The sequence below is a fragment of the Pseudomonas sp. NPDC089422 genome, from assembly GCF_044749405.1.
Taxonomy (GTDB): Bacteria; Pseudomonadota; Gammaproteobacteria; order Pseudomonadales; family Pseudomonadaceae; genus Aquipseudomonas.
Genome location: NZ_JBIVHW010000008.1, coordinates 149,840 through 173,819, shown reverse-complemented (window position 1 = coordinate 173,819; position 23,980 = coordinate 149,840). Strand labels below are relative to the sequence as shown.

Genomic DNA, 23,980 nt, shown 5'->3' with positions numbered 1-23,980 from the left:
TGGGGGCGATCAGCAACCGCACAGGGCGCTGTCGATCACCTTGCGCAGTTCCAGCGGGTGGTCCACCACCACATCGGCGCCCCAGTTGTTCGGGTTGTCCTCTGGATGAATATAGCCGTAGCGCACCGCAGCCGTACGGGTGCCGGCGTCGCGGCCGGACTCGATGTCGCGCAGGTCGTCGCCGACGAACAGTACGCTGGCCGGGTCCAGGTCCAGGGTCTTGCAGGCGAGGATCAGCGGCTCAGGGTCGGGCTTGCTGTTCTTCACGTGGTCCGGGCAGATCAGCAATGCCGAGCGCTCGGCCAGGCCCAGCTGCTGCATGATCGGTTCGGCGAAGCGCACCGGCTTGTTGGTCACCACGCCCCACAGCAGGTTGCCCTTTTCGATGTCGGCCAGCAGCTCGCCCATGCCGTCGAACAGCTTGCTGTGAACGGCGCAGTCACGCTGGTAGCGCTCGAGGAACTCCAGGCGCAGGGCCTCGAAGCCTTCGGCTTCGGGGGCCATGGCGAAGGTTGCCGCGACCATGGCGCGAGCGCCGCCGGAGATCACGTCGCGGATCAGTTGGTCATCGATGGCCGGCAGGCCGCGCTCGGCGAGCATGGCCTGGCAGATGGCGATGAAGTCCGGCGCCGTGTCGAGCAGGGTGCCGTCCATGTCGAAGAGTACTGCTCGCAAACGCATGCTCATTCCTCGCGCAGGGTCTGGATCATGTAGTTGACGTCAACGTCGCTGCTCAGCTTGTAGTGCTTGGTCAGCGGGTTGTAGGTCAGGCCGATGATGTCCTTGACGGCGAGGCCGGCGACACGGCTCCAGGCGCCGAGCTCGGACGGGCGGATGAATTTCTTGAAGTCGTGGGTGCCGCGCGGCAGCATCTTGAGGATGTACTCGGCGCCGACGATGGCCAGCAGGTAGGCCTTGGGGTTGCGGTTGATGGTCGAGAAGAACACCTGGCCGCCAGGCTTGACCATGCGGTAGCAGGCGCGGATCACCGAGGACGGGTCGGGCACGTGCTCGAGCATCTCCAGGCAGGTGACCACGTCGAACTGCCCGGGCATTTCTTCGGCCAGGGCTTCGGCGGTGATCTGCCGGTACTCGACCTCGACGCCCGACTCCAGCTGGTGCAGCTGGGCAACGGCCAGTGGTGCCTCGCCCATGTCGATGCCGGTGACGTTGGCGCCGCGCAAGGCCATTGCCTCGCTGAGGATGCCGCCGCCGCAGCCGACGTCCAGCACCTTCTTGCCCGCCAGGCCGACGCGCTCGTCGATCCAGTTGACGCGCAGCGGGTTGATGTCGTGCAGCGGCTTGAACTCGCTTTCACGGTCCCACCAGCGGTGGGCCAAGGCTTCGAACTTGGCGATTTCGGCGTGATCGACGTTGCTCATTGAACAATCCTCTGGAACTTGCACTTCAAATGGGGCGCAGTATACCCGAGCGTCTGCGGCCGAGGGTCGCTATAATCGCCGGCTTTTGATATCCGAACGACGGGGAGAGGCGATGCGCGAGCGACTTTTGGCGGCGGAGAAGGTGACCGGGATGCGCTGGCAAGGCGGCGCCCTGCACCTGCTCGACCAGCGCCTGCTGCCGTCGGAAGAGCGCTGGCTGACCTGCGACAATGTCGCGCAGGTGGTGGCGGTGATTCGCGACATGGCCGTGCGTGGCGCCGCAGCCATAGGCATTGCGGCAGCCTATGGGCTGGTCCTGGCGCTGGAAGAGCGCCTGGCCCAGGGCGGCGACTGGGAAATGGACCTGGAAGAGGACTTCCTCAGCCTGGCCGAAGCCCGGCCCACCGCGGCCAACCTGTTCTGGGCGCTGAACCGCATGCGCGAGCGCCTGCTGCGCGTGCGTGGCGAAGACGACGTGCTGGCCGCGTTGGAAGCCGAAGCGATTGCCATTCATGAAAGTGACCGCGAAGCCAACCTGACCATGGCCCAGCATGGCATCGAGCTGATCCGTCGCCATCAGGGCAACGAACAGACCTTGCTGACCTACGGCAACGCCGGCGCCCTGGCCAGCGGCGGTATCGGCACGGCCCTGGGGGTGATTCGCGCCGGATATCTGGAGGGAATGGTCGAGCGGGTGTACGTCGGTGAGACCCGCCCCTGGCTGCAGGGTTCGCGCCTGACGGCCTGGGAGCTGGCCAAAGAGGGCATCCCGGTGACCCTGTGCGCCGACTCGGCGCTGGCCCACCTGATGAAGACCAAGGGGATCACCTGGGTGGTGGTCGGTGCCGACTGTATCGCTGCCAATGGCGATGTGGCGAGCAAGATCGGCACTTATCAGCTGGCTGTCAGTGCCATGCACCATGGCGTGCGTTTCATGGTGGTGGCGCCGAGCACCAGCATCGACCTCAACCTGGCTACCGGCGAGGACATTCCGCTGGAGGAGCGTGAGGCCGATGAGCTGCTGGACTACGCCGGAACCCGTGTGGCGCCGCAGGTCGAGGCATTCAACCCGGTGTTCGACGTGACCCCGGCCGACCTGATCGACGTGATCGTCACCGAGCGCGGCGTCGTCGAGCGGCCGGATACCGCCAAGCTGGCCCAGCTGATGTGCCGCAAGCGGCTGCATTGATCAGAGCGTAGGGCGGGGGATTTTCAGCGCTTGTGAGATCGAGCGCCGCCCGCGCGGCGCATCGCAGGCAAGCCTGCTCCTACATTTGTTTCGGGCCAATTATTCCTGAGGCATTGGCGCGCGCCCCCCCTTGTTTATACGACGCGATTTCGAGCCATGCACCAAGGGCGCGCGCCAATGGCACAGGCTTCACTGGCCCGAAACAAATGTAGGAGCAGGCTTGCCTGCGATGCGCCGCGCGGGCGGCGCTCGATCTCATGGGCGGCACAAAACTCAAGGCGAGCACCCCGGCGCCATATCTCCCCACCGCCCCGCCTTTGTGATAACATCCGGCAGTTTCCAGGACCGCCCACGAAGGCGGCCTTCATTGCGCAGATCCATGCAACAACTCATTGATTTGTCGTAAGTCGTCGCACCCTCATACGCTGCGGCGGCGAGCTTCGTTCGGCCCTTGATGGAGCTGCGAAGTTTCACCAGAAAAAGGAATCAGGCTTCTCATGGGCGAACTGGCCAAAGAAATCCTCCCGGTCAATATCGAAGACGAACTGAGACAGTCTTACCTCGACTACGCGATGAGCGTGATTGTCGGGCGAGCGCTGCCCGATGCGCGTGATGGCTTGAAGCCCGTGCATCGTCGCGTCCTCTATGCAATGAGCGAACTGGGCAACGACTGGAACAAGCCGTACAAGAAATCCGCCCGTGTGGTCGGTGACGTGATCGGTAAGTACCACCCGCACGGCGACACTGCGGTCTACGACACCATCGTGCGTATGGCCCAGCCGTTCTCGCTGCGTTACCTGCTGGTCGACGGCCAGGGCAACTTCGGTTCGGTCGACGGCGACAACGCTGCGGCCATGCGATACACCGAAGTGCGCATGACCAAGCTGGCCCACGAGCTGCTGTCCGACCTGCACAAAGAGACGGTCGACTGGGTGCCCAACTACGATGGCACCGAGCAGATCCCGGCGGTCATGCCGACGCGCATCCCCAACCTGCTGGTCAACGGTTCCAGCGGTATTGCCGTGGGCATGGCGACCAACATCCCGCCACACAACCTCGGTGAAGTCATCGACGGTTGCCTGGCGCTGATCGACAACCCGGAAGTCACCATCGATGAGCTGATGCAGTTCATCCCGGGGCCGGACTTCCCGACTGCGGGCATCATCAACGGCCGCCAGGGCATCATCGAGGCCTACCGTACCGGCCGTGGCCGCATCTACATGCGCGCCCGCTCCGAGATAGAGGACATCGACAAGGTCGGCGGCCGCCAGCAGATCGTCGTCACCGAGCTGCCGTACCAGCTGAACAAGGCCCGCCTGATCGAGAAGATCGCCGAGCTGGTCAAAGAGAAGAAGATCGAAGGCATCACCGAGCTGCGCGACGAGTCCGACAAGGACGGCATGCGCATCGTCATCGAGCTGCGTCGCGGCGAGGTGCCGGAGGTGGTGCTCAACAACCTCTACCAGCAGACCCAGCTGCAGAGCGTGTTCGGCATCAACGTGGTTGCCCTGGTCGACGGTCGCCCGCGCCTGCTCAACCTCAAGGACCTGCTCGAAGCGTTCGTCCGTCACCGCCGCGAAGTGGTGACCCGGCGTACCGTGTTCGAGCTGCGCAAGGCCCGCGAGCGTGGCCATATCCTTGAAGGCCAGGCGGTCGCGCTGTCCAACATCGACCCGGTCATCGCCCTGATCAAGGCCTCGCCGACACCGTCCGAAGCCAAGGAAGCCCTGGTTTCCACGCCGTGGGAATCCAGTGCCGTGCAGGTCATGGTCGAGCGCGCCGGCGCCGACTCCTGCCGCCCTGAAGACCTGCCGGAGCAGTACGGCCTGCGTGAAGGCAAGTATTACCTGTCGCCGGAGCAGGCCCAGGCCATCCTCGACCTGCGTCTGCACCGCCTGACCGGCCTGGAGCACGAGAAGCTGCTGGCCGAGTACCAGGAAATCCTGGAGCAGATCGGCGAGCTGATCCGCATCCTCAGCAGCGCCCAGCGTCTGATGGAAGTGATCCGCGAAGAGCTCGAAGCGATCCGTGCCGAATACGGCGATGCCCGTCGCACCGAAATCCTCGATGCCCGTCACGACCTCAACTACGGCGACATGATCCCGGAAGAAGAGCGCGTGGTGACCATTTCCCATGGCGGCTATGCCAAGACCCAGCCGCTGTCTGCCTACCAGGCTCAGCGCCGTGGCGGCAAGGGCAAGTCGGCCACTGGCGTGAAGGACGAGGACTACATCGAGCACCTGCTGGTCGCCAACAGCCACGCCACCCTGTTGCTGTTCTCCAGCAAGGGCAAGGTGTACTGGCTGAAGACCTACGACATCCCTGAGGCGTCGCGCGCCGCCCGCGGTCGCCCGCTGGTCAACCTGCTGCCGCTGGAGGAGGGTGAGCGCATCACCGCCATGCTGCAGATCGACCTCGAGGCCCTGCAGCAGAACGCTGACCCTGAAGAAGAGCTGGAAGACGGTGACGATGGTGTCATCGAAGGCGAAATCGTCGAAGCGGAAGAAATCGACGAGGAAGACGGCGACACCCCTGAGTGGGTGGCCGAGCCGACCGGCGCCTATATCTTCATGGCCACTGCCTCCGGTACCGTCAAGAAGACCCCGCTGGCACAGTTCGCCCGCCCACGCTCCAGCGGCCTGATCGCCCTGAAGCTGAAGGAAGGCGACACCCTGATCGCTGCGGCAATCACCGACGGCGCGAAGGAAGTCATGATGTTCTCCGACGCCGGCAAGGTGATCCGCTTCGCCGAGAGCGTGGTTCGCGAAATGGGCCGTACTGCCCGTGGCGTACGTGGCATGAAGCTGGGCAAGGGTCAGCGGATCATTTCGATGCTGATCCCGGAATCCGGCGCGCAGATCCTCACCGCTTCCGAGCGTGGCTTCGGCAAGCGCACCCCGCTGTCCAAGTTCCCGCGTCGCGGGCGTGGCGGCCAGGGCGTGATCGCCATGGGCACCAAGGGGCGCAATGGTCTGCTGATCGGCGCCATCCAGGTGCAGGAAGGCGAGGAGATCATGCTGATTTCCGATCAGGGCACCCTGGTGCGCACACGGGTCGGTGAAGTGTCGAGCCTGGGCCGAAACACCCAGGGCGTGACCCTGATCAAGCTGGCCACCGACGAAACGCTGGTGGGCCTGGAGCGTATCCAGGAGCCATCCGAGGACGAGCTCGATGATGTGATCGAGACGGACGAGGAGGGCGTCGAGGCCGATGCGCCGGATGATGAAGCTGCGGGCGCCGAAGAGGCGACCCAGGAATAAGCAAGCGTGAAACCCGAGCGGGGCGACCAAGGTCGCCCCGTTTGACTGATAAGAGCAGAGCGAGAGTGGATGTGAGCAAACGAGCCTTTAACTTCTGCGCAGGCCCTGCCGCGCTTCCTGACGCTGTGTTGCAGCGCGCCCAGGCCGAAATGCTGGACTGGCACGGCAAGGGCTTGTCGGTGATGGAGATGAGCCATCGCAGCGATGATTACGTGGCCATCGCCGAAAAGGCCGAGCAGGACCTGCGTGACCTGCTGTCCGTCCCCTCCAACTACAAGGTCCTGTTCCTGCAGGGCGGTGCCAGCCAGCAGTTCGCTGAAATTCCGCTGAACCTGCTGCCGGAAAACGGCACTGCCGACTACGTCGAAACCGGTATCTGGTCGAAAAAGGCCATCGAGGAAGCGCGTCGCTTCGGCACCGTCAACGTTGCCGCCAGCGCCAAGCCCTACGATTACCTGGCCATCCCAGGCCAGAACGAGTGGAAGCTGACCAAGAACGCCGCCTACGTCCACTATGCGTCCAACGAGACCATCGGTGGCCTGCAGTTCGACTGGGTTCCAGAAACCGGCGACGTCCCGCTGGTGGTCGACATGTCCTCTGACATTCTCTCGCGCCCGATCGACGTCTCGCAGTACGGCATGATCTACGCCGGCGCACAGAAGAACATCGGCCCGAGCGGCCTGGTGGTGGTGATCGTCCGTGAAGACCTGATCGGCCGCGCCCGCAGCAGCTGCCCGACCATGCTCGATTACAAGGTCGCGGCCGACAACGGCTCGATGTACAACACTCCGGCCACCTATTCCTGGTACCTCTCGGGCCTGGTGTTCGAATGGCTCAAGGAGCAGGGTGGCGTCGAGGCCATGGAGCAGCGCAACCGTGCCAAGAAGGACCGTCTGTACGGCTTCATCGACGCCAGCGAGTTCTACACCAACCCGATCAGCCACAATGCCCGTTCGTGGATGAACGTGCCGTTCCGGCTGGCTGACGAGCGCCTGGACAAGGCCTTCCTGGCCGGTGCCGACGCCCGTGGCCTGCTCAACCTCAAGGGTCACCGCTCGGTCGGTGGCATGCGCGCCTCGATCTACAATGCCCTGGGCCTGGAAGCGGTTGAAGGCCTGGTTGCCTACATGGCTGAATTCGAGAAGGAGCACGGCTGATGTCCGAACAGGAACTCAAAGCCCTGCGCGTACGCATCGACAGCCTCGACGAGAAGATCCTCGAGCTGATCAGCGATCGCGCCCGCTGCGCCGAAGAAGTGGCGCGGGTCAAGACGGCCTCCCTGGCCGAAGGCGAAAAGCCGGTGTTCTACCGCCCCGAGCGCGAAGCTGCCGTGCTCAAGCGTGTGATGGAGCGCAACAAGGGCCCGCTGGGCAACGAAGAGATGGCGCGCCTGTTCCGCGAAATCATGTCGTCCTGCCTGGCCCTGGAAGAGCCGCTCAAGGTCGCCTACCTCGGCCCTGAAGGCACCTTCACCCAGGCTGCGGCCATGAAGCACTTCGGCCACGCGGTGGTCAGCCGCCCGATGGCGGCCATCGACGAAGTGTTCCGCGAGGTGGCGGCCGGTGCCGTCAACTTCGGCGTGGTGCCGGTGGAAAACTCCACCGAGGGCGCGGTCAGCCACACCCTGGACAGCTTCCTCGAGCACGACATGGTGATCTGCGGTGAAGTCGAGCTGCGCATTCACCATCACCTGCTGGTGGGCGAGAACACCAAGACCAACAGCATCACCCGCATCTACTCCCACGCCCAGTCGCTGGCCCAGTGCCGCAAGTGGCTGGACGCGCACTACCCGAACGTCGAGCGCGTTGCTGTTTCGAGCAACGCCGAGGCGGCCAAGCGGGTCAAGGGCGAGTGGAACTCGGCGGCGATCGCCGGCGACATGGCGGCCAACCTGTATGGCCTGACTCGCCTGGCCGAGAAGATCGAAGACCGCCCGGACAACTCCACGCGCTTCCTGATGATCGGCCAGCAGGAAGTGCCGCCGACCGGCGACGACAAGACCTCGATCATCGTCTCGATGAGCAACAAGCCAGGTGCGCTGCACGAGCTGCTGGTGCCGTTCCACGAGAACGGCATCGACCTGACCCGTATCGAAACCCGGCCATCGCGCAGCGGCAAGTGGACCTACGTGTTCTTCATCGACTTCGTCGGCCATCACCGCGACCCGCTGATCAAGGCGGTGCTGGAGAAGATCAGCCAGGAGGCCGTGGCGCTGAAGGTGCTGGGTTCCTATCCAAAGGCAGTGCTTTGATCTGAGATTGTCGGGGGCCGATTCGCGGCCCCCTGTGGGAGCCGCGCTTGCCGGCGATGGCCTGCAAAGCAGGCCCCTGCAGTCTTACAGGCTGCCTAGATTTCTGAACAGGGTTCGCACCAGTGGTAAATGCAGCAAAAACCAAACCCGCGCCAATCATCAATCGCCTGGTCGTGGTCGGCCTCGGCCTGATCGGCGGCTCCTTCGCCAAGGGCCTGCGTGAAAGCGGCCTGTGCCGCGAAGTGGTCGGTGTCGATCTGGATGCCCCATCGCGCAAGCTGGCCGTGGAGCTGGGCGTTGTCGACCGCTGCGAAGCCGATCTCGCCGCTGCCTGCATCGGCGCCGATGTCATCCAGCTTGCCGTGCCGATCCTGGCCATGGAAAAGGTTCTGGCCCGCCTGGCCCAGCTCGACCTTGGCGACGCGATCATCACCGACGTCGGCAGTGCGAAGGGTAACGTCGTGCGTGAGGCGCGCGCCGTCTTCGGTGAGCGCCTGCCACGCTTCGTGCCCGGCCACCCGATCGCCGGTTCCGAGCAGAGCGGAGTAGAGGCCTCCAACGCCACCCTGTTCCGTCGGCACAAGGTCATCCTCACGCCGCTGGAAGAGACCGACCCCGCCGCCCTGGCTTTGGTCGATCGCCTGTGGCGCGCGCTGGGTGCCGATGTCGAGCACATGCCGGTGGAGCGCCACGACGAAGTACTGGCAGCCACCAGCCACCTGCCGCACCTGCTGGCCTTTGGCTTGGTCGATTCGCTTGCCAAGCGCAATGAAAACCTCGACATCTTCCGGTACGCTGCGGGAGGTTTCCGCGATTTCACGCGAATCGCCGGTAGCGACCCGACCATGTGGCACGACATCTTCCTCGCCAACCGCGAGGCTGTCCTGCGCACCCTGGACACATTTCGCAGCGACCTCGACGCCTTGCGCGACGCGGTTGATGCTGGGGACGGGCACCAGCTGCTGGGTGTTTTCACCCGTGCACGCGTTGCCCGCGAGCATTTCAGTAAAATCCTGGCCCGCCGGGCCTATGTGGACGCTATGAACGCCAACGATCTGATTTTCCTGGCCCAACCGGGTGGCCGCCTGACCGGGCGAATCCGCGTACCGGGCGACAAGTCGATTTCCCACCGTTCGATCATGCTCGGCTCGCTGGCCGAAGGCACGACCGAAGTCGAAGGTTTCCTCGAAGGCGAGGACGCCCTGGCGACCCTGCAGGCATTCCGCGACATGGGTGTGGTCATCGAAGGCCCGAACCATGGTCGCGTGACCATCCATGGCGTCGGCCTGCACGGCCTCAAGCCGCCACCCGGCCCACTGTACGTCGGCAACTCCGGTACCTCGATGCGCCTGCTTTCCGGCCTGCTGGCCGGTCAGCCGTTCGATGTCACCATGACCGGCGACGCTTCGCTGTCCAAGCGCCCGATGAACCGCGTGGCCAACCCGCTGCGCGAGATGGGCGCCGTGGTCGAGACGGGGCCGGACGGCCGTCCGCCGCTGACCATCCGTGGTGGCAGCAAGCTGAAAGCGCTGACCTACACGCTGCCGATGGCCAGTGCCCAGGTCAAATCCTGCCTGCTGCTGGCGGGCCTGTACGCCGAAGGCAAGACCACCGTCACCGAGCCGGCACCGACCCGTGACCACACCGAGCGCATGCTGCGCGGCTTCGGCTACTCGGTCGAAAGCAATGGCCCGGTCGCCTCGCTGCAGTCCGGCGGCAAGCTCACCGCCACCCGTATCGAAGTGCCGGCAGACATCTCGTCTGCAGCCTTCTTCCTGGTGGCCGCATCGATCGCCGAAGGCTCCGAGCTGGTGCTCGAGCACGTCGGCATCAACCCGACCCGTACTGGCGTGATCGACATCCTGCGCCTGATGGGCGGTGACATCACCCTGGAGAACCAGCGTGAAGTCGGCGGCGAGCCTGTGGCCGACCTGCGCGTACGGGGTGCCAAGCTCAAGGGTATCGACATCCCTGAAGCGCTGGTGCCACTGGCGATCGACGAATTCCCGGTGCTGTTCGTGGCCGCCGCCTGCGCCGAAGGGCGTACCGTGCTGCGTGGCGCCGAAGAGCTGCGGGTCAAGGAGTCCGACCGCATCCAGGTCATGGCCGACGGCCTGATTACCCTGGGCATCAAATGCGAGCCGACCCCGGACGGCATCATCATTGATGGCGGGCAGATCGGCGGCGGCGAAGTGCACGGTCACGGGGACCACCGTATCGCCATGGCCTTCAGCGTTGCTTCGCTGCGTGCCAATGCGCCGATTCGCATCCATGACTGCGCCAACGTCGCCACCTCGTTCCCGAACTTCCTCAAGCTGTGCGCCGATGTCGGTATTCGCGTCGCCGAAGAGGGCAAGTCGTGAATTCGCAAGCGCCGGTCATCACCATCGACGGCCCGAGCGGCTCGGGCAAGGGCACCGTTGCCGGCATCCTCGCTCGCGAGCTGGGCTGGAAGCTGCTGGACTCCGGCGCGCTGTACCGCTTGCTGGCGTTCAATGCCAGCAATCATGGCGTCGACCTGACCAACGAAGAGCTGCTCAAGGCCCTGGCCGCCCATCTGGATGTGCAGTTCATCGCCGCCGAGCCGGGTAAGCTTCAGCAAATCATTCTCGAAGGCGAGGACGTCAGTAACGTCATCCGTACCGAGACGGTCGGTGCCGGAGCCTCGATGGTTGCCTCGCTGCCGGCGGTGCGTGAAGCGCTGCTGCAGCGTCAGCGCGCTTTCCGCGAAGCGCCAGGGCTGATTGCCGACGGTCGCGACATGGGTACCGTGGTGTTCCCGGACGCGCCGTTGAAGGTCTTCCTCACCGCCAGCGCCGAAGAGCGTGCCCGCCGCCGCTACCTGCAGTTGAAGGGCAAGGGTGAAGATGTTAGTCTGTCGAGTCTGCTAGATGAGATTCGTGCGCGTGATGAGCGTGACACCCAGCGTGCAGTGGCCCCGCTGAAACCAGCGGCCGATGCCATTCAGCTGGACTCTACCGAGTTGTCCATCGAGCAGGTGCTGCAACGTATCAGGAGCGAGCTCGCCCAGCGCGACTTGGTCTGATAGCCAGGAGAGCAGGCAGGGGCACCAGTCAACGTCCTGCCGGCTTTCCTTTACTTAAAACAAACCCACATTGTCTGGAATGTGGCGAGGGGCGTCTGTTTCGCCCGAATCTACAGGAATTAAAATGAGCGAAAGCTTTGCAGAACTCTTTGAAGAAAGCCTGAAAACCCTCAATCTTCAGCCGGGTGCCATCATCTCCGGTATCGTTGTCGACATCGACGGCGACTGGGTTACCGTACACGCTGGCCTGAAGTCCGAGGGCGTCATCCCGCTCGAGCAGTTCTACAACGAAGCTGGCGAGCTGACCATCAAGGTCGGTGACGAAGTTCACGTTGCGCTGGACGCGGTCGAAGACGGCTTTGGCGAAACCAAACTGTCCCGTGAAAAAGCCAAGCGCGCCGAGTGCTGGATTGTTCTGGAAGCAGCTTTCGCCGCCGAAGAAGTGGTCAAGGGCGTTATCAACGGTAAGGTTAAGGGCGGCTTCACTGTCGACGTTAACGGCATCCGTGCGTTCCTGCCGGGCTCCCTGGTTGATGTCCGCCCAGTGCGCGACACCACCCACCTGGAAGGCAAAGAGCTGGAATTCAAGGTCATCAAGCTGGACCAGAAGCGCAACAACGTTGTCGTTTCCCGTCGCAGCGTGCTGGAAGCCGAGAACTCCGCCGAGCGCGAAGCCCTGCTGGAAACCCTGCAGGAAGGCCAGCAAGTCAAAGGTATCGTCAAGAACCTCACCGACTACGGCGCATTCGTGGACCTGGGCGGTATCGACGGCCTGCTGCACATCACCGACATGGCCTGGAAGCGCATCAAGCACCCATCGGAAATCGTTAACGTTGGCGACGAAGTCGACGTACGCGTTCTGAAGTTCGACCGTGAGCGCAACCGCGTTTCCCTGGGTCTGAAGCAGATGGGCGAAGATCCGTGGGTCGCTATCACTGCACGTTACCCAGAAGGTACCCGTGTACAGGCTCGCGTTACCAACCTGACCGACTACGGCTGCTTCGCTGAGCTGGAAGAAGGCGTTGAAGGTCTGGTACACGTTTCCGAAATGGACTGGACCAACAAGAACATCCACCCGTCGAAAGTCGTTCAGGTTGGCGACGAAGTGGAAGTCATGGTTCTGGACATCGACGAAGAGCGTCGTCGTATCTCCCTGGGCATCAAGCAGTGCAAGTCCAACCCATGGGAAGACTTCTCCGGCCAGTTCAACAAGGGTGACAAGATCACCGGTACCATCAAGTCGATCACCGACTTCGGTATCTTCATCGGTCTGGACGGCGGCATCGACGGCCTGGTTCACCTGTCCGACATCTCCTGGAACGAAACCGGCGAAGAAGCCGTACGTCGTTTCAAGAAGGGCGACGAGCTGGAAACCGTCATCCTGTCGGTTGACCCAGAGCGCGAGCGCATCTCCCTGGGCATCAAGCAGCTGGAAGACGATCCGTTCTCCAACTTCGTTGCTGTCAACGACAAGGGCGCTATCGTCAAGGGCATCGTGAAAGAAGTTGACGCCAAAGGCGCCATCGTCACCCTGGCCGACGACATCGAAGCCACTCTGAAAGCTTCCGAAATCAGCCGTGACCGCGTTGAAGACGCGCGTAACGTCCTGAAAGAAGGCGAAGAGATCGAAGCCAAGATCATCAGCGTTGACCGCAAATCGCGCGTCATCAGCCTGTCGATCAAGTCGAAAGACGACGCTGAAGAGCGTGAAGCCATCCAGAGCCTGAAAAACGCTCCGGAAGCGGCTGCCGATACCACCATGGCTGCGCTGCTGCGCGAAGCAATGGCCAAGCAGAACTGAGTTCTGTTTGATCGGTAAAAAGGGGTGGCCTTCGGGCCACCCTTTTTTATGCCCGGATTTCTATCCAGGACTTGCGCGGCCCCTGTAGGTGCTGGCTTGTCCATGATGGGGGTGAGGAAAGTCTTGTCCCAAGGGGCTTATTTCCTAACACTCCAATCTTGAATTTTTTTATTAAGTCAAGAACCGCCCTGTTCAAATCCCTCCGAGCGTGCTACAAACTGATTAAGCAATGATCTAGCTGCTTGATAACGAAGGGAAAAATATGACGAAGTCGGAGCTGATCGAACGTATTGTCACCCATCAGGGGCTGCTCTCGTCCAAAGACGTGGAGCTGGCCATCAAGACAATGCTTGAACAGATGTCCCAATGCCTGGCCACTGGCGATCGCATCGAGATCCGTGGTTTTGGCAGTTTTTCCTTGCACTATCGCGCACCGCGAGTCGGTCGCAATCCCAAGACCGGCCAGTCAGTCGAGCTCGAAGGCAAGTTCGTGCCGCATTTCAAGCCGGGCAAAGAGCTGCGCGACCGGGTCAATGAAGAAGAGCATGAGCACCCTTGAGCTTTGAAGAAGGAGCTATCTGATGCGTAATCTCAAGCGCGCCTTGGCGGCGTTGTTCGTGCTGCTGTTGGCGGCTGTGGTGCTGTTCTTCGTATTGGAGAACCAGCAGGCAGTGGCACTGGTATTGTTTGGCTGGTCAGCTCCAGCCATGCCGGTCGCTGTGCCCGTGCTGGCTGCCTTGGTCGTTGGCCTGGCGGTTGGGCCGCTGCTGGGGGCCTACGGTGTGCAACGCAGCAAGCGCAAGATTCGCGCATCGGCACGTCAAGCGGCACTGAGCGGAAGCTGATGAATACTCCTACATATATGTAGGAGTGTCTCACCTATGCGTGCGCACGCCGAAATGAAGTAATAGGCGCTTCATTTTCGGCCTTGGCGAGTGTGCAGCAGTATGGAATTTCCCGCCTTTTCCCATCATGGTGGCACCCGGAGCGTAACCGGTTCATGCCATCAGCTTCATCTCGACCCAACTACCAGCTTGTTGATCGATTGTGGTCTCGAGCAAGGGTGCGAGGTCTCTACAGGCGCGGAGTTTGCGCCTATCGGCTTTGATATCGGCGGTATCCAGGCGCTCGTCATTACCCATGTCCATATTGACCATGTCGGTCGAATCCCGGCACTGCTGGCCGCCGGTTTCCGTGGGCCCATCCTCTGTAGCGAGCCTTCGGCCAGGCTCTTGCCGCTGGTGCTGGAGGATGCCTACAAACTGGGTATCAGTGCTGATCCAGTCCAGGTCGACCGCTACCTGGCACTGTTGCAGCGTCTCATCGTTCCGCTTCCCTATGAGCAGTGGCATTGTGTTCTCGAGCGGGGCGATGCTGCCTGTTCCATTCGCCTGCAGCGTGCTGGCCATCTGCTTGGCTCCGCGTATGTGGAGTGCGATGTGCGCGTCGAGGGTGCTGAAGCCAGTTCACGTATCGTGTTTTCGGGCGACCTAGGGGCGCCAGGTAATCCGTTGCTGCGACCTGTTCGGCCGCCAGAGCGGGCCGATATCCTGGTGCTGGAGAGCACTTACGGTGACCGGCTGCATTCAGGTCGCAGCGACCGTCAGCAGCGTCTGGAGGCAGTGATTGATCGGGCGCTGGCAGATAACGGCACTATCCTGATACCGGCGTTCAGTCTGGGGCGTACCCAGGAGCTGCTATACGAAATCGAAGATATCCTCTATCGCAAGTCGCTGGTCAAAGAAGCTCCTCAGGCTTCTTGTCATGATCCCTTGCAGGCGATCGACTGGTCGCGGTTGCCGGTCATTCTCGACTCACCGCTGGCCCAGCAAATCACGCAGGCCTATCGCGAACTGCATGAATACTGGAATTGTGAGGCCCAGAAGCGCCTGAGCGAGGGCAGGGCGCCGTTTGGGTTTGCTCAGCTGGTGTGCGTGGACACCCATGCAAAGCATCAGAAGGTAGTCAACTATCTCAAGAGCACCGGGCGACCGGCGATCGTAATTGCCGGTAACGGTATGTGTTCGGGTGGACGGATCGTCAACTACCTCAAGGCGATGCTGGGTGATCCTCGGCACGAGGTAGTGTTCGTCGGGTACCAGGCGAAGGGGACGCCGGGGGCAGTGATACAGGCGAGCGAGGGTGCGCAAGGGCTTGTACAGCTGGATCTGGATGGGTGCATGTTTGAAGTTCGCCTGAAGGTACTGTCAGCCCCAGGTTACTCAGCCCATGCAGACCAAAAGGGCCTGATTGATTTTGCGATGGGCGGCGACGGCTCCACGCCTAGGATTTTACTTGTGCATGGTGAGCGGCAGGCGAAAGATGCACTCGCCTCCACGCTGCGTGCTAGAGCGCGAGCGCTAGGTGTCAGGTTGAAGGTCGAAATTCCCTGAGTATAGTTAGTAGGCTAACGGACTGGTCTGATATCTGAAGTTATCGTAAGCGCCTCTTGCAGCGCATTAACAGGTGGCTCATGCTGCGCAGCGGGTTAGGTGGGATAACTGATATTGATTCTCAGCATTCGGATGGGAACTTGTTCGGTGGATGCTCATCTGATTCAAAATGTGGCTTCGGTATGCCGTGCTGGCAGATTAGTGGCTAAAATGTCGCGGCGTTGAGCCTCAGGCTGAACGTTCGGGGTCAGCTGGTTGGAATGCACTGCTGTTTAGAGGATTCGCCTCTGCCTGTTGTGGAATTCCATGGTTTGCTAATGCGCGTCGACGAACTCAAGGATCAGTAGAGTACATGTCAACAGATCAAGTACGCTTGAAAAGCAATAATGACGAAGTAGATTTGTCCGAGTTGGTTCGCGAATTATGGAAAGGCCGTTTTTTGATTCTTTCCATTGCCTTGATATTTCTATTGGTTGCTGCCGTTTATGTTTATATCAAGGCGCCACAATATGAGGTCAAGGCCACAGTGCGCGCCCCTTCGCAGGAAGATATCGCTGCTCTGAATATCGGTCGTGGTGACAAAAGCGGCCTGAAGCTGCTGGAAACAAAAGACGTATACGCCGTCTACCTGCGTAATTTGCAGTCAGAGTCCATTCGTCGCAAGTTCTTTGAAGATGTCTACGTGCCCGCCATGAAGGCGGAGGGTCGTGAAGTCGGCAGTGATCTTACGTACAGGCAGTTCAGCAATGACGTGCGTATAGAGAGTGCAGATGCCAGTCTTTCCGCGCGCGCCAGCATCACCTTGTTGGCGTACCAGCCTCAAACGGCTGTCTATTGGGTTCAGCTCTACTCGAACCTTGCCGCAGCGCAGGCCGCCCGCCAACTGATTGACGATGTTCGCAGCGACGCCGAGGTCAAGGCGAGCGGCCTGGAGCAGCAAATCGGAATCGACAGGGACAGTGCGCGCAGGCAGCGTGAAGACAAAATTATTCAACTGAAGGAAGCCCTTCAGATTGCCCGGGCCGTTGGCCTGGAAAAGCCACCTTTCATTTCCGCAAGCCTGGCATCGGAGTTATCCTCGGAGATCAGTGGTGGTTTGGCTTACATGCGCGGCAGCAAGGCGCTCGAGGCTGAGATCGCCACGCTCGAGGGGCGGGTCAGCGACGACCCTTACATTCCCGGACTGCGCCAGAAGCAGGCTGATCTGACCTTCTATCGCAAGCTGAGTATCGACCGCTCCGCAGTGGAGGTCTACCAACTGGACGGGGAAGTCACGCTTCCAGATCGTCCAGCCAAACCCCAGGTCGTCCTGATTCTATTGGCGGCAGTACTGCTTGGCGTGTTGGTGGGGTTGGTTCTTGTCTTTGCGCGCAAGCTGCTCAAAGACGCCGGGGAGTGACGAGGGTGCGTTGGTTGGGTTGAGGTCCGCGCCCTGGTGCGGGCACGTTATTAGTCGAAGGGATAGAATTGAATGGCCTACCTCAGTGAGGAACAGCTTCTGGCCATGGGCTTCAAGAAGCTGGGCAAGAACGTAAGGATCAGCGACAAGGCGGCCATCTACAACCCAGAGCAGATGGAGCTGGGGGATCATGTCAGGATCGACGACTTTTGCGTCGTCTCCGGCAACATCCGCTTTGGCCGTTTCATTCATGTCACGCCGATGTGCCTGGTGGCGGGCGGCGTTCCAGGCATCATACTGGACGATTTCTGCACCTTGGCATATGGCGTCAAGGTGTTTTCCCAGTCGGACGATTACAGTGGTGAAACGCTGGTGAACTCCAATATTCCCAAGCGTTTCAAGAACGAAAAATTCGCAGCGGTGCACCTGCATCGGCAGGTCATTGTTGGCGCTGGCGCGGTCATCATGCCAGGTGTGGATGTAGCGGAGGGTTGTGCTATCGGGGCCATGGCTCTGGTAACCCGCTCGACTCAGGCATGGGGCATCTATGCAGGCGCGCCAGCCGTGCGGCTGAAGGAACGCAGCCGTGATTTACTGAGCCTGGAAAAACAGTTCCTCGAAGAGTTTGAAAAATGATCCCATTCAACAAACCGCCCTATACGGGTAATGAAGATGCTCACGTGCTGGCTGCTATGCGCAGTGACAAGATTTCCGGTGATGGTGCCTATGGCTATCGCTGCCAGCAGTGGTTCGAAGACCGCTTCTCTTGTATCAAGACGCTACTGACGCCATCTTGCACCCAGGCGTTGGAGATGGCTGCCATTCTGTTGGATATCAAGCCAGGCGATGAAGTGATCATGCCAAGCTACACGTTCGTCAGTACAGCGAACGCGTTCGTCCTGCGTGGTGCGACCATCGTTTTCGTCGATGTACGTCCTGATACCATGAATATCGATGAGAACCTGATCGAGGCCGCCGTCACCGAACGGACCCGGGCCATCGTTCCAGTTCATTACGCCGGTGTCGCCTGTGAGATGGATACCATCATGGCAATTGCCGAGCGCCATGGGTTGTTCGTGGTGGAAGATGCTGCCCAAGGAATGATGTCGACCTACAAGGGCAAACCGTTGGGTACGATCGGTCACATGGGCGCATTCAGCTTCCATGAGACCAAGAACTACACCAGTGGTGGCGAAGGTGGCCTGCTGTTGATCAATGACCAGCAATTTGTCAACCGCGCTGAAATTATTCGTGAAAAAGGTACCAATCGCTCGCAGTTCTTCCGCGGGATGGTGGATAAATACACTTGGATCGACGTTGGCAGCAGCTATCTGCCTAGCGAGCTGCAGGCGGCCTACCTTTACGGCCAGTTGGAGAAAGCGCAAGAGATCAATCACGCCCGCTTGTCCATCTGGAACCGCTACTACAAGGCGCTGAAGCCACTTGCTGATCGTGGCTTGATCGATTTGCCGCAAGTTCCTGTCGATTGTGTGGCCAACGGCCACATGTTCTACCTCAAAGTGTCGGGGCTCGAACAACGTACGCACGTTCTGGAAACCTTGCGGGGCAATGGCATCGGTGCCGTGTTCCACTATATTCCGCTGCACTCGGCCCCGGCCGGTCGTGAGTTAGGGCGGCTGCACGGTGAGGATGTGCACACCAGTCGGGAAAGCGAGCGTCTGTTCCGCCTGCCATTGTGGTTGGCCATGACCCAGCAGGATGTCGATCAGGTAATTCAAGCGGTGATCGATGCAATCGACGTCCGATAACGCGAACGGTGGTGTGGCCGAAAGAAGAAAAGGACGCAGTGGGCTGTTGTTGAGCGCCGCTTTGACGACTTCGGCCCACTTATCCAAGATCGCCGTTGGCTTCCTGCTGCTAAAACTGGTCGCAGTCTATCTGGGCGTCGAGGGGATGGGGCGGCTCGGCAACTTCATGAGTGCTGTGCTCTTCCTGTCGTTGCTGGCAGGTGGCGGGATTCAGAACGGTATCATCAAGTATGTGGCCGAGTACAAGGCTCGGCCGAGGGCGTTGCTACGTTTTCTCGCCGATGCCAGGGCATACTCGCTGGGCTTTTGCGTGCTGATTCTGATTGCTGCCTTGGCTTTTAATGTTCCATTGGCCCACTTTCTCATGGGCGAAGGCGGCTATGGCTGGTTGGTCATCGTGCTGGGGTTGGCCCAGTTCGGATTTGCATTCAGCAACATTGTAAATGGTGCGGCAAATGGCTTGCATCAGACCAAGGTCTACGCAGCCATCCAAATCATCGGCAACCTGTTCACCTTGCCGATTGCCTGGTGGCTTATCAGTCATCATGGGCTGGCTGGCGCGGCGCTGGCGATGGTCACCTTCTACCTATCGTACAGTCTTCCTGCGCTCTATTTTCATGGGCGATCCCGGCTTCGTCGCAGCGTGCGCTGGCAGAAGTTCAGTTGGCAAAGGCTGAGCAGGCTAGGGGGCTTTACCCTGATGGCTATCGTCGGCTCGATTAGCGTTCCGCTTGTTGAAATTGTTGTTCGGCAGTTGCTGACCGGGACGGTCGGGCTCGAAGCAGCGGGGTTGTGGCAGGCCTCGATCAAGCTTTCCAGTGCCTACATGGGCTTTTTCGTTGTGTTCCTGGCGGCCTACTTCATGCCGATCGTGTCGGCTCAGCAAGACCGTGCGCGGATTGCAGGCACCGTGCGTAAATTCATGATGTTGGTAATGGGGCTTTTCTTGGCGGGAGCCTCGGTGTTCTACCTGTTGCGCGAGTATTTTATTCCGCTGCTGCTATCTCAAGAATTTTCCGGGCTGACAGACTTCATACAGTACCAGCTGATCGGCGATTTCCTTCGTATTGCTACATATGTCATTGGCTTCGTCGTGGTGGCGAAGGCGGCCACTCGACTGTATGTGGTACTGGAGATTGGCCAGGGCGTGTTGTTCTGTCTGTTCAGTGTCCTGGCCTTGCACCGTGGTTGGGGGCTGCAGGGTGTGTTCATGGCGCATGTGGCCATGAATGTCATTTACTTCCTGACCTCCGTGATTGGTTTCTATTTCTACTCCAGAAGGACCGTGTGATGTTGACAGCGACTGTCGTCGTTTCATGCTACAACCAGGAAAACTACATTGAAGAGTGCCTGGACAGCATCCTTGGGCAGGACATCAACTTCCCTTGTGAAGTGATCGTGTCGGACGATTGCTCGCCGGACAATACCCAGGCAGTTATCCGCCGCTATGCCGAAGCGCACCCTGATCGCCTGACCTTGATGCTGCGAGACAAGAACGTTGGTGCCGCACTCAATTATCACGGTGTGCATGCCATGGCCAAGGGCGATATCGTCTTCCATTTCGATGGTGATGACGTGATGATGCCAGGCAAGCTGCAGGAACAATATGATCTGTTCGTGGCGAATCCGGATGTCAATATCGTCTTCCATAAGGCCATTTATTTTTCGGATGACCGCAGTTACCAGTCGATGACGGTCTACCCCGGAGATCAAGCGCCCTACCATACGTTTTTTGATTTGCGCCAGCTCGCCCGCTGGGGTGCCACCTGTGTACACAGTTCCTATGCATATCGCCGATCATCGCGTCAAGCAAAGATCGAGCGTGAGTTCATGGAGTGGTTCTTTGCGATGGACTCTCTTATCCGGGGTGGGCGCGGTGTCTACATCAACAAACCTTTGGTGATGTACCGTAGTAATCCGGGGAACGGCTCTTATCTGTCTACGCTTAATGGGCGAAAGAAATCCTACACCATATTCTTCGGAGATCTGTTTCAATATTTTTCAGCTTACCCGTGGTTGCGCAGCGACCTTTACGCCAACTTCTTGATTACTGTGCTGGCCATGTTGCGCTCTACGCGGACATTGTCGATGAGGAATTTCAAGTTTCTGCTGAAAAACATCATCTATTTCCGGCCGGCCAAATTCCTTGAAACAGCTCGCATCAGGAAGATGGTCGGGCCCGCCCAGAAAAACCGCTAAGCAACCTGATGACTGGTGTCGAGAAGGAATTCAAATGATTTACCTGGCACTTTACAGCGACTATTTCTTCATGATGCTGATGTCGTTGTTGGTGTTCGCCTGCGCAAAATTCATGCTGCGCAAGACGCATTCCTTCAGTGTTGTGCTGCTTGTCGAATTCGCGTTGGTGGCTGCAGTGGTGTTGGTCGCCGCGTGGGGGATCAGCGAGCGCCCTGGAAATATCGAGGGGGATACGGCGGTATATCTCAACTTCTTCGATACCATCCGCGCGGGAGGTGATAACCCGTTTGCTACCTTTGAGCCGGGCTTTATCTGGCTGACCTCGGCGTTTGCATGGCTCGGGCTGGACGCGCGTGCACTGTTTTTTCTGGTCCCGGTGGTCGTTGCGGCGGGCTACCATCACCTGGCTTCGCGAGTTTTCGGCCCGCGTTCATCGATGACCGTGTTGGTGTTCGCGTTGATATTGGTCTATCCATTTTTCCTCTCGCTGACTGCCAACGTCATACGCCAGGGGTTGGGGATGGCGCTGGTGTTCTATGCCGTGGCCAAGCTGGTAGAAGAGCGTCCCCTGAGAGCGCAGCTGGGTGGTGTGACGGCGCTGTTGTTCCATCGTTCAACGGTAATTTTACTTCCTTGGTTGTTTTTCAGGCGCACCTGCCAACGCATTCCATTGTGGTTGATATTGCTGATCTGGGTAGGTGTATCATTGTCCTCCTACTTCAGCATGTTCAAAATACTCGCAACGCTGGTGTTCGATCGGCTCGCGGCGTTCGGGCTTTCCGTCAACTACAGCGATACCAGTTATATCGACTACATGACGGGTTTTCGTTGGAGTTTCTGGCTATTTTCCTCCATTTCGATCGCATTGCTGTGCCTGCTCAGGTTGCTGGGGTTTTATTATGAGCGCGCGGCTGTCGTATTCAAGCTGTCCTGTTATTTTGGTATCGTGCATATTCTGACGTTTGACCTTGCCTATAATGACCGTTTCGGGCTTTATGCCTGGATGCTGTACCCCATCCAGGTGCTCTACCTGAGTCGATGCATGCTGATCCGGCTGAGTCAACCGGTCTTGTCAGAATCTGGGGAGCATGTTTCTTAACTCACGCGCATTTGTACTAGCTGGTTAAGCCAGCCAGCAGGTTAACCTTGTTTTCATCCCGCGAGGCAAATTCATGAGAGTAGGCGTTACTGGCGCCAGTGGATTCATTGGCAAGTTGTTGTGCCAGGCCTTGCTGGCCCGTGGTGATCAGGTCGTGGTGCTGAGCCGTCGCGATGAATTGAATATTCCCGGCGTCCTTGTGTGCAAAGGGGATCTGACTGCGGGGCCGGACAGCCTTGCCGCTTTCGTCGAAGGCCTCGAAGTCATTTACCACTGTGCGGGGGAGCTGAAGAACCAGGCATTGATGTATCCGCTGCATGTGGAGGGCACCCGTGCGCTTTTGGCAGCAGCTTGCGCGAGCATCCAGCGAACCGGGCGTACGTTGCATTGGGTTCAGTTGAGCAGTGTCGGTGCCTACGGGCCAGGTGGGCAGGCGGCTAGCCAGGTGCGGCTGGTTGATGAAAGCTGCCATCCCCAACCGGTGGGGGAATACGAGGTAACCAAGACGCTGGCCGATGAATCGTTGCTGGCTGTTGCTGCCGTCGAGCCCAGGCTTTCCTACACGCTTGTCAGACCATCGATCGTGATTGCCGCAAGCATGCCCAATCAGTCGTTTTTCCAGTTTGCCAACGCTGTACGGCGCCGCCTGTTCTTCTACATTGGTAGCCAGGATGCCGTAGCGACCTATGTACATGTCGATGACGTGGTGCAGGCATTGCTCAATTGTTCGAGCCGGGAAGCGGCCATGAACCAGACGTTCATCTTGTCCAATGACTGCGGCCAGCGAGAGCTGGTCGAGGCGATTGCCGCGTGCTATGGAGTGAAGCCGCCAGTGATGGTGGTGCCAGAGCAGTTTCTGCGAGCGATCGTTCGATTGCTTCCCGCCCGGCGATCACCTCTGACTGCGGAGCGCATTGACGCATTGGTCAGGCGTACGTGCTATGCCAGTGATCACGCCGCTCGCGTTCTGGGCTTCGCGCCTGCTCCCATGCCAGTGCAGCTGGCAGCCGTACTGAAATCCTCTTGAGTCTTCTGGAAGCTTCAATGCAACCGCGGAAAAAAATAGCCATCGTCGCGACTGTACCAGTGGTCCTGCACGTCTTCATGCGCGAGCACATAAGACGGCTTTCGGCCAACCACGAGATCACGCTGATCTGCCCTGGCGTGCGTGCGGATGTGGAAGAGTTGTTGGGCGAGCATGTCGGCTTCCTGCCCTACGCGATCGAACGCAAGATCTCGCTTGCTCAAGATATTCGTTCGCTGTGGGTGCTTTGGCAGATCCTGACCAGGCAGCGCTTCGACTGTGTGTTGTCGTTGATGCCAAAATCTGGGCTGATTGCCATGTTGGCCGGCCTGCTGTCGGGTACTCGTTGCCGCGTTCATATATTCACCGGCCAGGTGTGGGCTACCCGGCAGGGGCTGGGAAGGCGCTTCTTGATGTTGCTGGATCGTCTTCTGGCTGGTGCGGCCACTCACCTGCTGACGGATAGCTACTCCCAGCGCGACTTTCTGATTGCTTCGGGTATCGTCAAGGCAGCGAAGATTCGAGTGTTGGGCAAAGGCTCTATCAGTGGCGTCGACACAGAGCGCTTCCGCCCTGATCCATCGAGCCGGCAGCAACTGCGTGCGCAGATGGGCATTCCTGCATCCGCGCTGGTCTACCTGTTCCTGGGGCGGGTCAATCGTGCGAAAGGTATTCTCGATCTGGCCAAGGCATTCTCGCAATTGGCAGAGGCATGCCCGCAGGCCCATCTACTGGTGGTCGGCCCTGATGACGATGGTCTTGACCAAGAGCTTGCCGGGCTACTTGATTCGCGGCGTGGTGCTTTCCATCGAGTCGGCTTTACCAGGACCCCGGAGCGCTACATGGCCATGTCAGATGTTTTCTGCATGCCCAGCTATCGCGAGGGCTTCGGCCAGGCTGTCATCGAGGCTGCGGCTGTCGGCTTGCCGAGTATGGTGTCGAGAATTTACGGCCTGACCGATGCGGTGGAGGACGGTGTTACCGGCATTTTCCACGAAGCAGGCGATGTTCAAGACATCGAGCAGGCGTTCGGCTCGCTTTATCGCGATGAAACCCTTCGTGCTAGGCTCGGTCAGGCTGCCCTGGGCAGGGCTCGCAAGGACTTCTCGAAAGAGGAAGTGGTGGACGAAATGCATGCATTCATCGCATCGATCATCTGATGAGCACT

At 59.8% G+C, this 23,980-nt stretch carries 20 protein-coding genes; 18 read left to right on the top strand and 2 right to left on the bottom strand.

The window, feature by feature from the left end:
• Positions 1-9: 9 nt before the first annotated feature.
• Together mupP and ubiG are read right to left on the bottom strand one after the other, a co-directional pair.
• Positions 10-681 (bottom strand): N-acetylmuramic acid 6-phosphate phosphatase MupP, encoded by a 672-nt coding sequence (mupP, locus tag ACIPZ8_RS17015; RefSeq protein WP_400725377.1) that lies wholly within the window; start codon positions 679-681, stop codon positions 10-12.
• 2 nt (positions 682-683) lie between these two features.
• The gene (ubiG, locus tag ACIPZ8_RS17010) at positions 684-1,382 is read right to left on the bottom strand and encodes a bifunctional 2-polyprenyl-6-hydroxyphenol methylase/3-demethylubiquinol 3-O-methyltransferase UbiG (RefSeq protein WP_400725374.1); all 699 of its coding nucleotides are present in this window, start codon (positions 1,380-1,382) and stop codon (positions 684-686) included.
• Between the two features lie 112 nt (positions 1,383-1,494).
• Here ubiG and mtnA point away from each other — a divergent pair, with 112 nt between their 5' ends.
• From mtnA to ACIPZ8_RS16920, 18 genes are all read left to right on the top strand, one after another.
• Positions 1,495-2,571: an S-methyl-5-thioribose-1-phosphate isomerase gene (gene mtnA / locus ACIPZ8_RS17005; RefSeq protein ID WP_400725371.1), complete on the top strand. Its 1,077-nt coding sequence runs from the start codon at positions 1,495-1,497 to the stop codon at positions 2,569-2,571.
• A gap of 497 nt (positions 2,572-3,068) precedes the next feature.
• Positions 3,069-5,831, top strand: a complete 2,763-nt coding sequence (gene gyrA / locus ACIPZ8_RS17000) for a DNA gyrase subunit A (RefSeq protein WP_400725369.1) — start codon at positions 3,069-3,071, stop codon at positions 5,829-5,831.
• 71 nt (positions 5,832-5,902) lie between these two features.
• Positions 5,903-6,988: a 3-phosphoserine/phosphohydroxythreonine transaminase gene (gene serC / locus ACIPZ8_RS16995; RefSeq protein WP_400725366.1), complete on the top strand. Its 1,086-nt coding sequence runs from the start codon at positions 5,903-5,905 to the stop codon at positions 6,986-6,988.
• The gene (pheA, locus tag ACIPZ8_RS16990) at positions 6,988-8,082 is read left to right on the top strand and encodes a prephenate dehydratase (protein ID WP_085675434.1); all 1,095 of its coding nucleotides are present in this window, start codon (positions 6,988-6,990) and stop codon (positions 8,080-8,082) included. Before serC ends, pheA begins: the two co-directional genes overlap by 1 nt.
• A 155-nt stretch (positions 8,083-8,237) precedes the next feature.
• The gene (locus ACIPZ8_RS16985) at positions 8,238-10,445 is read left to right on the top strand and encodes a bifunctional prephenate dehydrogenase/3-phosphoshikimate 1-carboxyvinyltransferase (protein ID WP_400725655.1); all 2,208 of its coding nucleotides are present in this window, start codon (positions 8,238-8,240) and stop codon (positions 10,443-10,445) included.
• Positions 10,442-11,128 carry a (d)CMP kinase gene (gene cmk / locus ACIPZ8_RS16980; protein WP_027918185.1) on the top strand — a complete coding sequence of 229 codons (687 nt, stop codon included), beginning with the start codon at positions 10,442-10,444 and terminating at the stop codon, positions 11,126-11,128. Before ACIPZ8_RS16985 ends, cmk begins: the two co-directional genes overlap by 4 nt.
• Positions 11,129-11,252: 124 nt before the next feature.
• On the top strand, positions 11,253-12,929 hold the full coding sequence (rpsA, locus tag ACIPZ8_RS16975) for a 30S ribosomal protein S1 (RefSeq protein WP_012313291.1): 1,677 nt from the start codon (positions 11,253-11,255) through the stop codon (positions 12,927-12,929).
• Positions 12,930-13,191: 262 nt separating this feature from the next.
• Positions 13,192-13,488 (top strand): integration host factor subunit beta, encoded by a 297-nt coding sequence (gene ihfB, locus ACIPZ8_RS16970; protein WP_012313292.1) that lies wholly within the window; start codon positions 13,192-13,194, stop codon positions 13,486-13,488.
• A gap of 22 nt (positions 13,489-13,510) precedes the next feature.
• The gene (locus tag ACIPZ8_RS16965) at positions 13,511-13,774 is read left to right on the top strand and encodes a lipopolysaccharide assembly protein LapA domain-containing protein (protein ID WP_400725361.1); all 264 of its coding nucleotides are present in this window, start codon (positions 13,511-13,513) and stop codon (positions 13,772-13,774) included.
• Positions 13,775-13,876: 102 nt separating this feature from the next.
• The gene (locus ACIPZ8_RS16960; protein WP_400725358.1) at positions 13,877-15,322 is read left to right on the top strand and encodes an MBL fold metallo-hydrolase; all 1,446 of its coding nucleotides are present in this window, start codon (positions 13,877-13,879) and stop codon (positions 15,320-15,322) included.
• A gap of 352 nt (positions 15,323-15,674) precedes the next feature.
• Positions 15,675-16,721: a Wzz/FepE/Etk N-terminal domain-containing protein gene (locus tag ACIPZ8_RS16955; RefSeq protein WP_400725355.1), complete on the top strand. Its 1,047-nt coding sequence runs from the start codon at positions 15,675-15,677 to the stop codon at positions 16,719-16,721.
• Positions 16,722-16,793: 72 nt separating this feature from the next.
• Complete coding sequence (locus ACIPZ8_RS16950; RefSeq protein WP_400725352.1) at positions 16,794-17,357, top strand: acyltransferase; 564 nt, start codon at positions 16,794-16,796, stop codon at positions 17,355-17,357.
• Entirely contained in the window at positions 17,354-18,490 is a 1,137-nt protein-coding gene (gene rffA, locus ACIPZ8_RS16945; RefSeq protein WP_400725349.1) for a dTDP-4-amino-4,6-dideoxygalactose transaminase, read from the top strand. The genes ACIPZ8_RS16950 and rffA overlap by 4 nt, the downstream gene beginning before the upstream one ends.
• Complete coding sequence (locus ACIPZ8_RS16940) at positions 18,471-19,781, top strand: O-antigen translocase (RefSeq protein WP_400725347.1); 1,311 nt, start codon at positions 18,471-18,473, stop codon at positions 19,779-19,781. The genes rffA and ACIPZ8_RS16940 overlap by 20 nt, the downstream gene beginning before the upstream one ends.
• Positions 19,781-20,689, top strand: coding sequence for a glycosyltransferase (locus ACIPZ8_RS16935; RefSeq protein WP_400725345.1), 909 nt, complete (start codon positions 19,781-19,783; stop codon positions 20,687-20,689). Before ACIPZ8_RS16940 ends, ACIPZ8_RS16935 begins: the two co-directional genes overlap by 1 nt.
• A gap of 34 nt (positions 20,690-20,723) precedes the next feature.
• The gene (locus ACIPZ8_RS16930) at positions 20,724-21,788 is read left to right on the top strand and encodes an EpsG family protein (protein WP_400725343.1); all 1,065 of its coding nucleotides are present in this window, start codon (positions 20,724-20,726) and stop codon (positions 21,786-21,788) included.
• A 73-nt stretch (positions 21,789-21,861) separates the two neighbouring features.
• On the top strand, positions 21,862-22,815 hold the full coding sequence (locus ACIPZ8_RS16925) for an NAD-dependent epimerase/dehydratase family protein (protein ID WP_400725341.1): 954 nt from the start codon (positions 21,862-21,864) through the stop codon (positions 22,813-22,815).
• A gap of 17 nt (positions 22,816-22,832) precedes the next feature.
• Positions 22,833-23,972 (top strand): glycosyltransferase family 4 protein, encoded by a 1,140-nt coding sequence (locus tag ACIPZ8_RS16920; protein WP_400725339.1) that lies wholly within the window; start codon positions 22,833-22,835, stop codon positions 23,970-23,972.
• The last annotated feature ends 8 nt before the right edge of the window (positions 23,973-23,980 follow it).

Bases quoted from the DNA above. Each gene is read 5' to 3' on its own strand.
- mupP (WP_400725377.1), bottom strand. From the start codon at position 681: ATGCGTTTGCGAGCAGTACTCTTCGACATGGACGGCACCCTGCTCGAC.
- ubiG (WP_400725374.1), bottom strand. From the start codon at position 1,382: ATGAGCAACGTCGATCACGCCGAAATCGCCAAGTTCGAAGCCTTGGCC.
- mtnA (WP_400725371.1), top strand. From the start codon at position 1,495: ATGCGCGAGCGACTTTTGGCGGCGGAGAAGGTGACCGGGATGCGCTGG.
- gyrA (WP_400725369.1), top strand. From the start codon at position 3,069: ATGGGCGAACTGGCCAAAGAAATCCTCCCGGTCAATATCGAAGACGAA.
- pheA (WP_085675434.1), top strand. From the start codon at position 6,988: ATGTCCGAACAGGAACTCAAAGCCCTGCGCGTACGCATCGACAGCCTC.
- rpsA (WP_012313291.1), top strand. From the start codon at position 11,253: ATGAGCGAAAGCTTTGCAGAACTCTTTGAAGAAAGCCTGAAAACCCTC.
- ihfB (WP_012313292.1), top strand. From the start codon at position 13,192: ATGACGAAGTCGGAGCTGATCGAACGTATTGTCACCCATCAGGGGCTG.
- ACIPZ8_RS16965 (WP_400725361.1), top strand. From the start codon at position 13,511: ATGCGTAATCTCAAGCGCGCCTTGGCGGCGTTGTTCGTGCTGCTGTTG.
- ACIPZ8_RS16960 (WP_400725358.1), top strand. From the start codon at position 13,877: ATGGAATTTCCCGCCTTTTCCCATCATGGTGGCACCCGGAGCGTAACC.
- ACIPZ8_RS16955 (WP_400725355.1), top strand. From the start codon at position 15,675: ATGTCAACAGATCAAGTACGCTTGAAAAGCAATAATGACGAAGTAGAT.
- ACIPZ8_RS16950 (WP_400725352.1), top strand. From the start codon at position 16,794: ATGGCCTACCTCAGTGAGGAACAGCTTCTGGCCATGGGCTTCAAGAAG.
- rffA (WP_400725349.1), top strand. From the start codon at position 17,354: ATGATCCCATTCAACAAACCGCCCTATACGGGTAATGAAGATGCTCAC.
- ACIPZ8_RS16940 (WP_400725347.1), top strand. From the start codon at position 18,471: ATGCAATCGACGTCCGATAACGCGAACGGTGGTGTGGCCGAAAGAAGA.
- ACIPZ8_RS16935 (WP_400725345.1), top strand. From the start codon at position 19,781: ATGTTGACAGCGACTGTCGTCGTTTCATGCTACAACCAGGAAAACTAC.
- ACIPZ8_RS16930 (WP_400725343.1), top strand. From the start codon at position 20,724: ATGATTTACCTGGCACTTTACAGCGACTATTTCTTCATGATGCTGATG.
- ACIPZ8_RS16925 (WP_400725341.1), top strand. From the start codon at position 21,862: ATGAGAGTAGGCGTTACTGGCGCCAGTGGATTCATTGGCAAGTTGTTG.
- ACIPZ8_RS16920 (WP_400725339.1), top strand. From the start codon at position 22,833: ATGCAACCGCGGAAAAAAATAGCCATCGTCGCGACTGTACCAGTGGTC.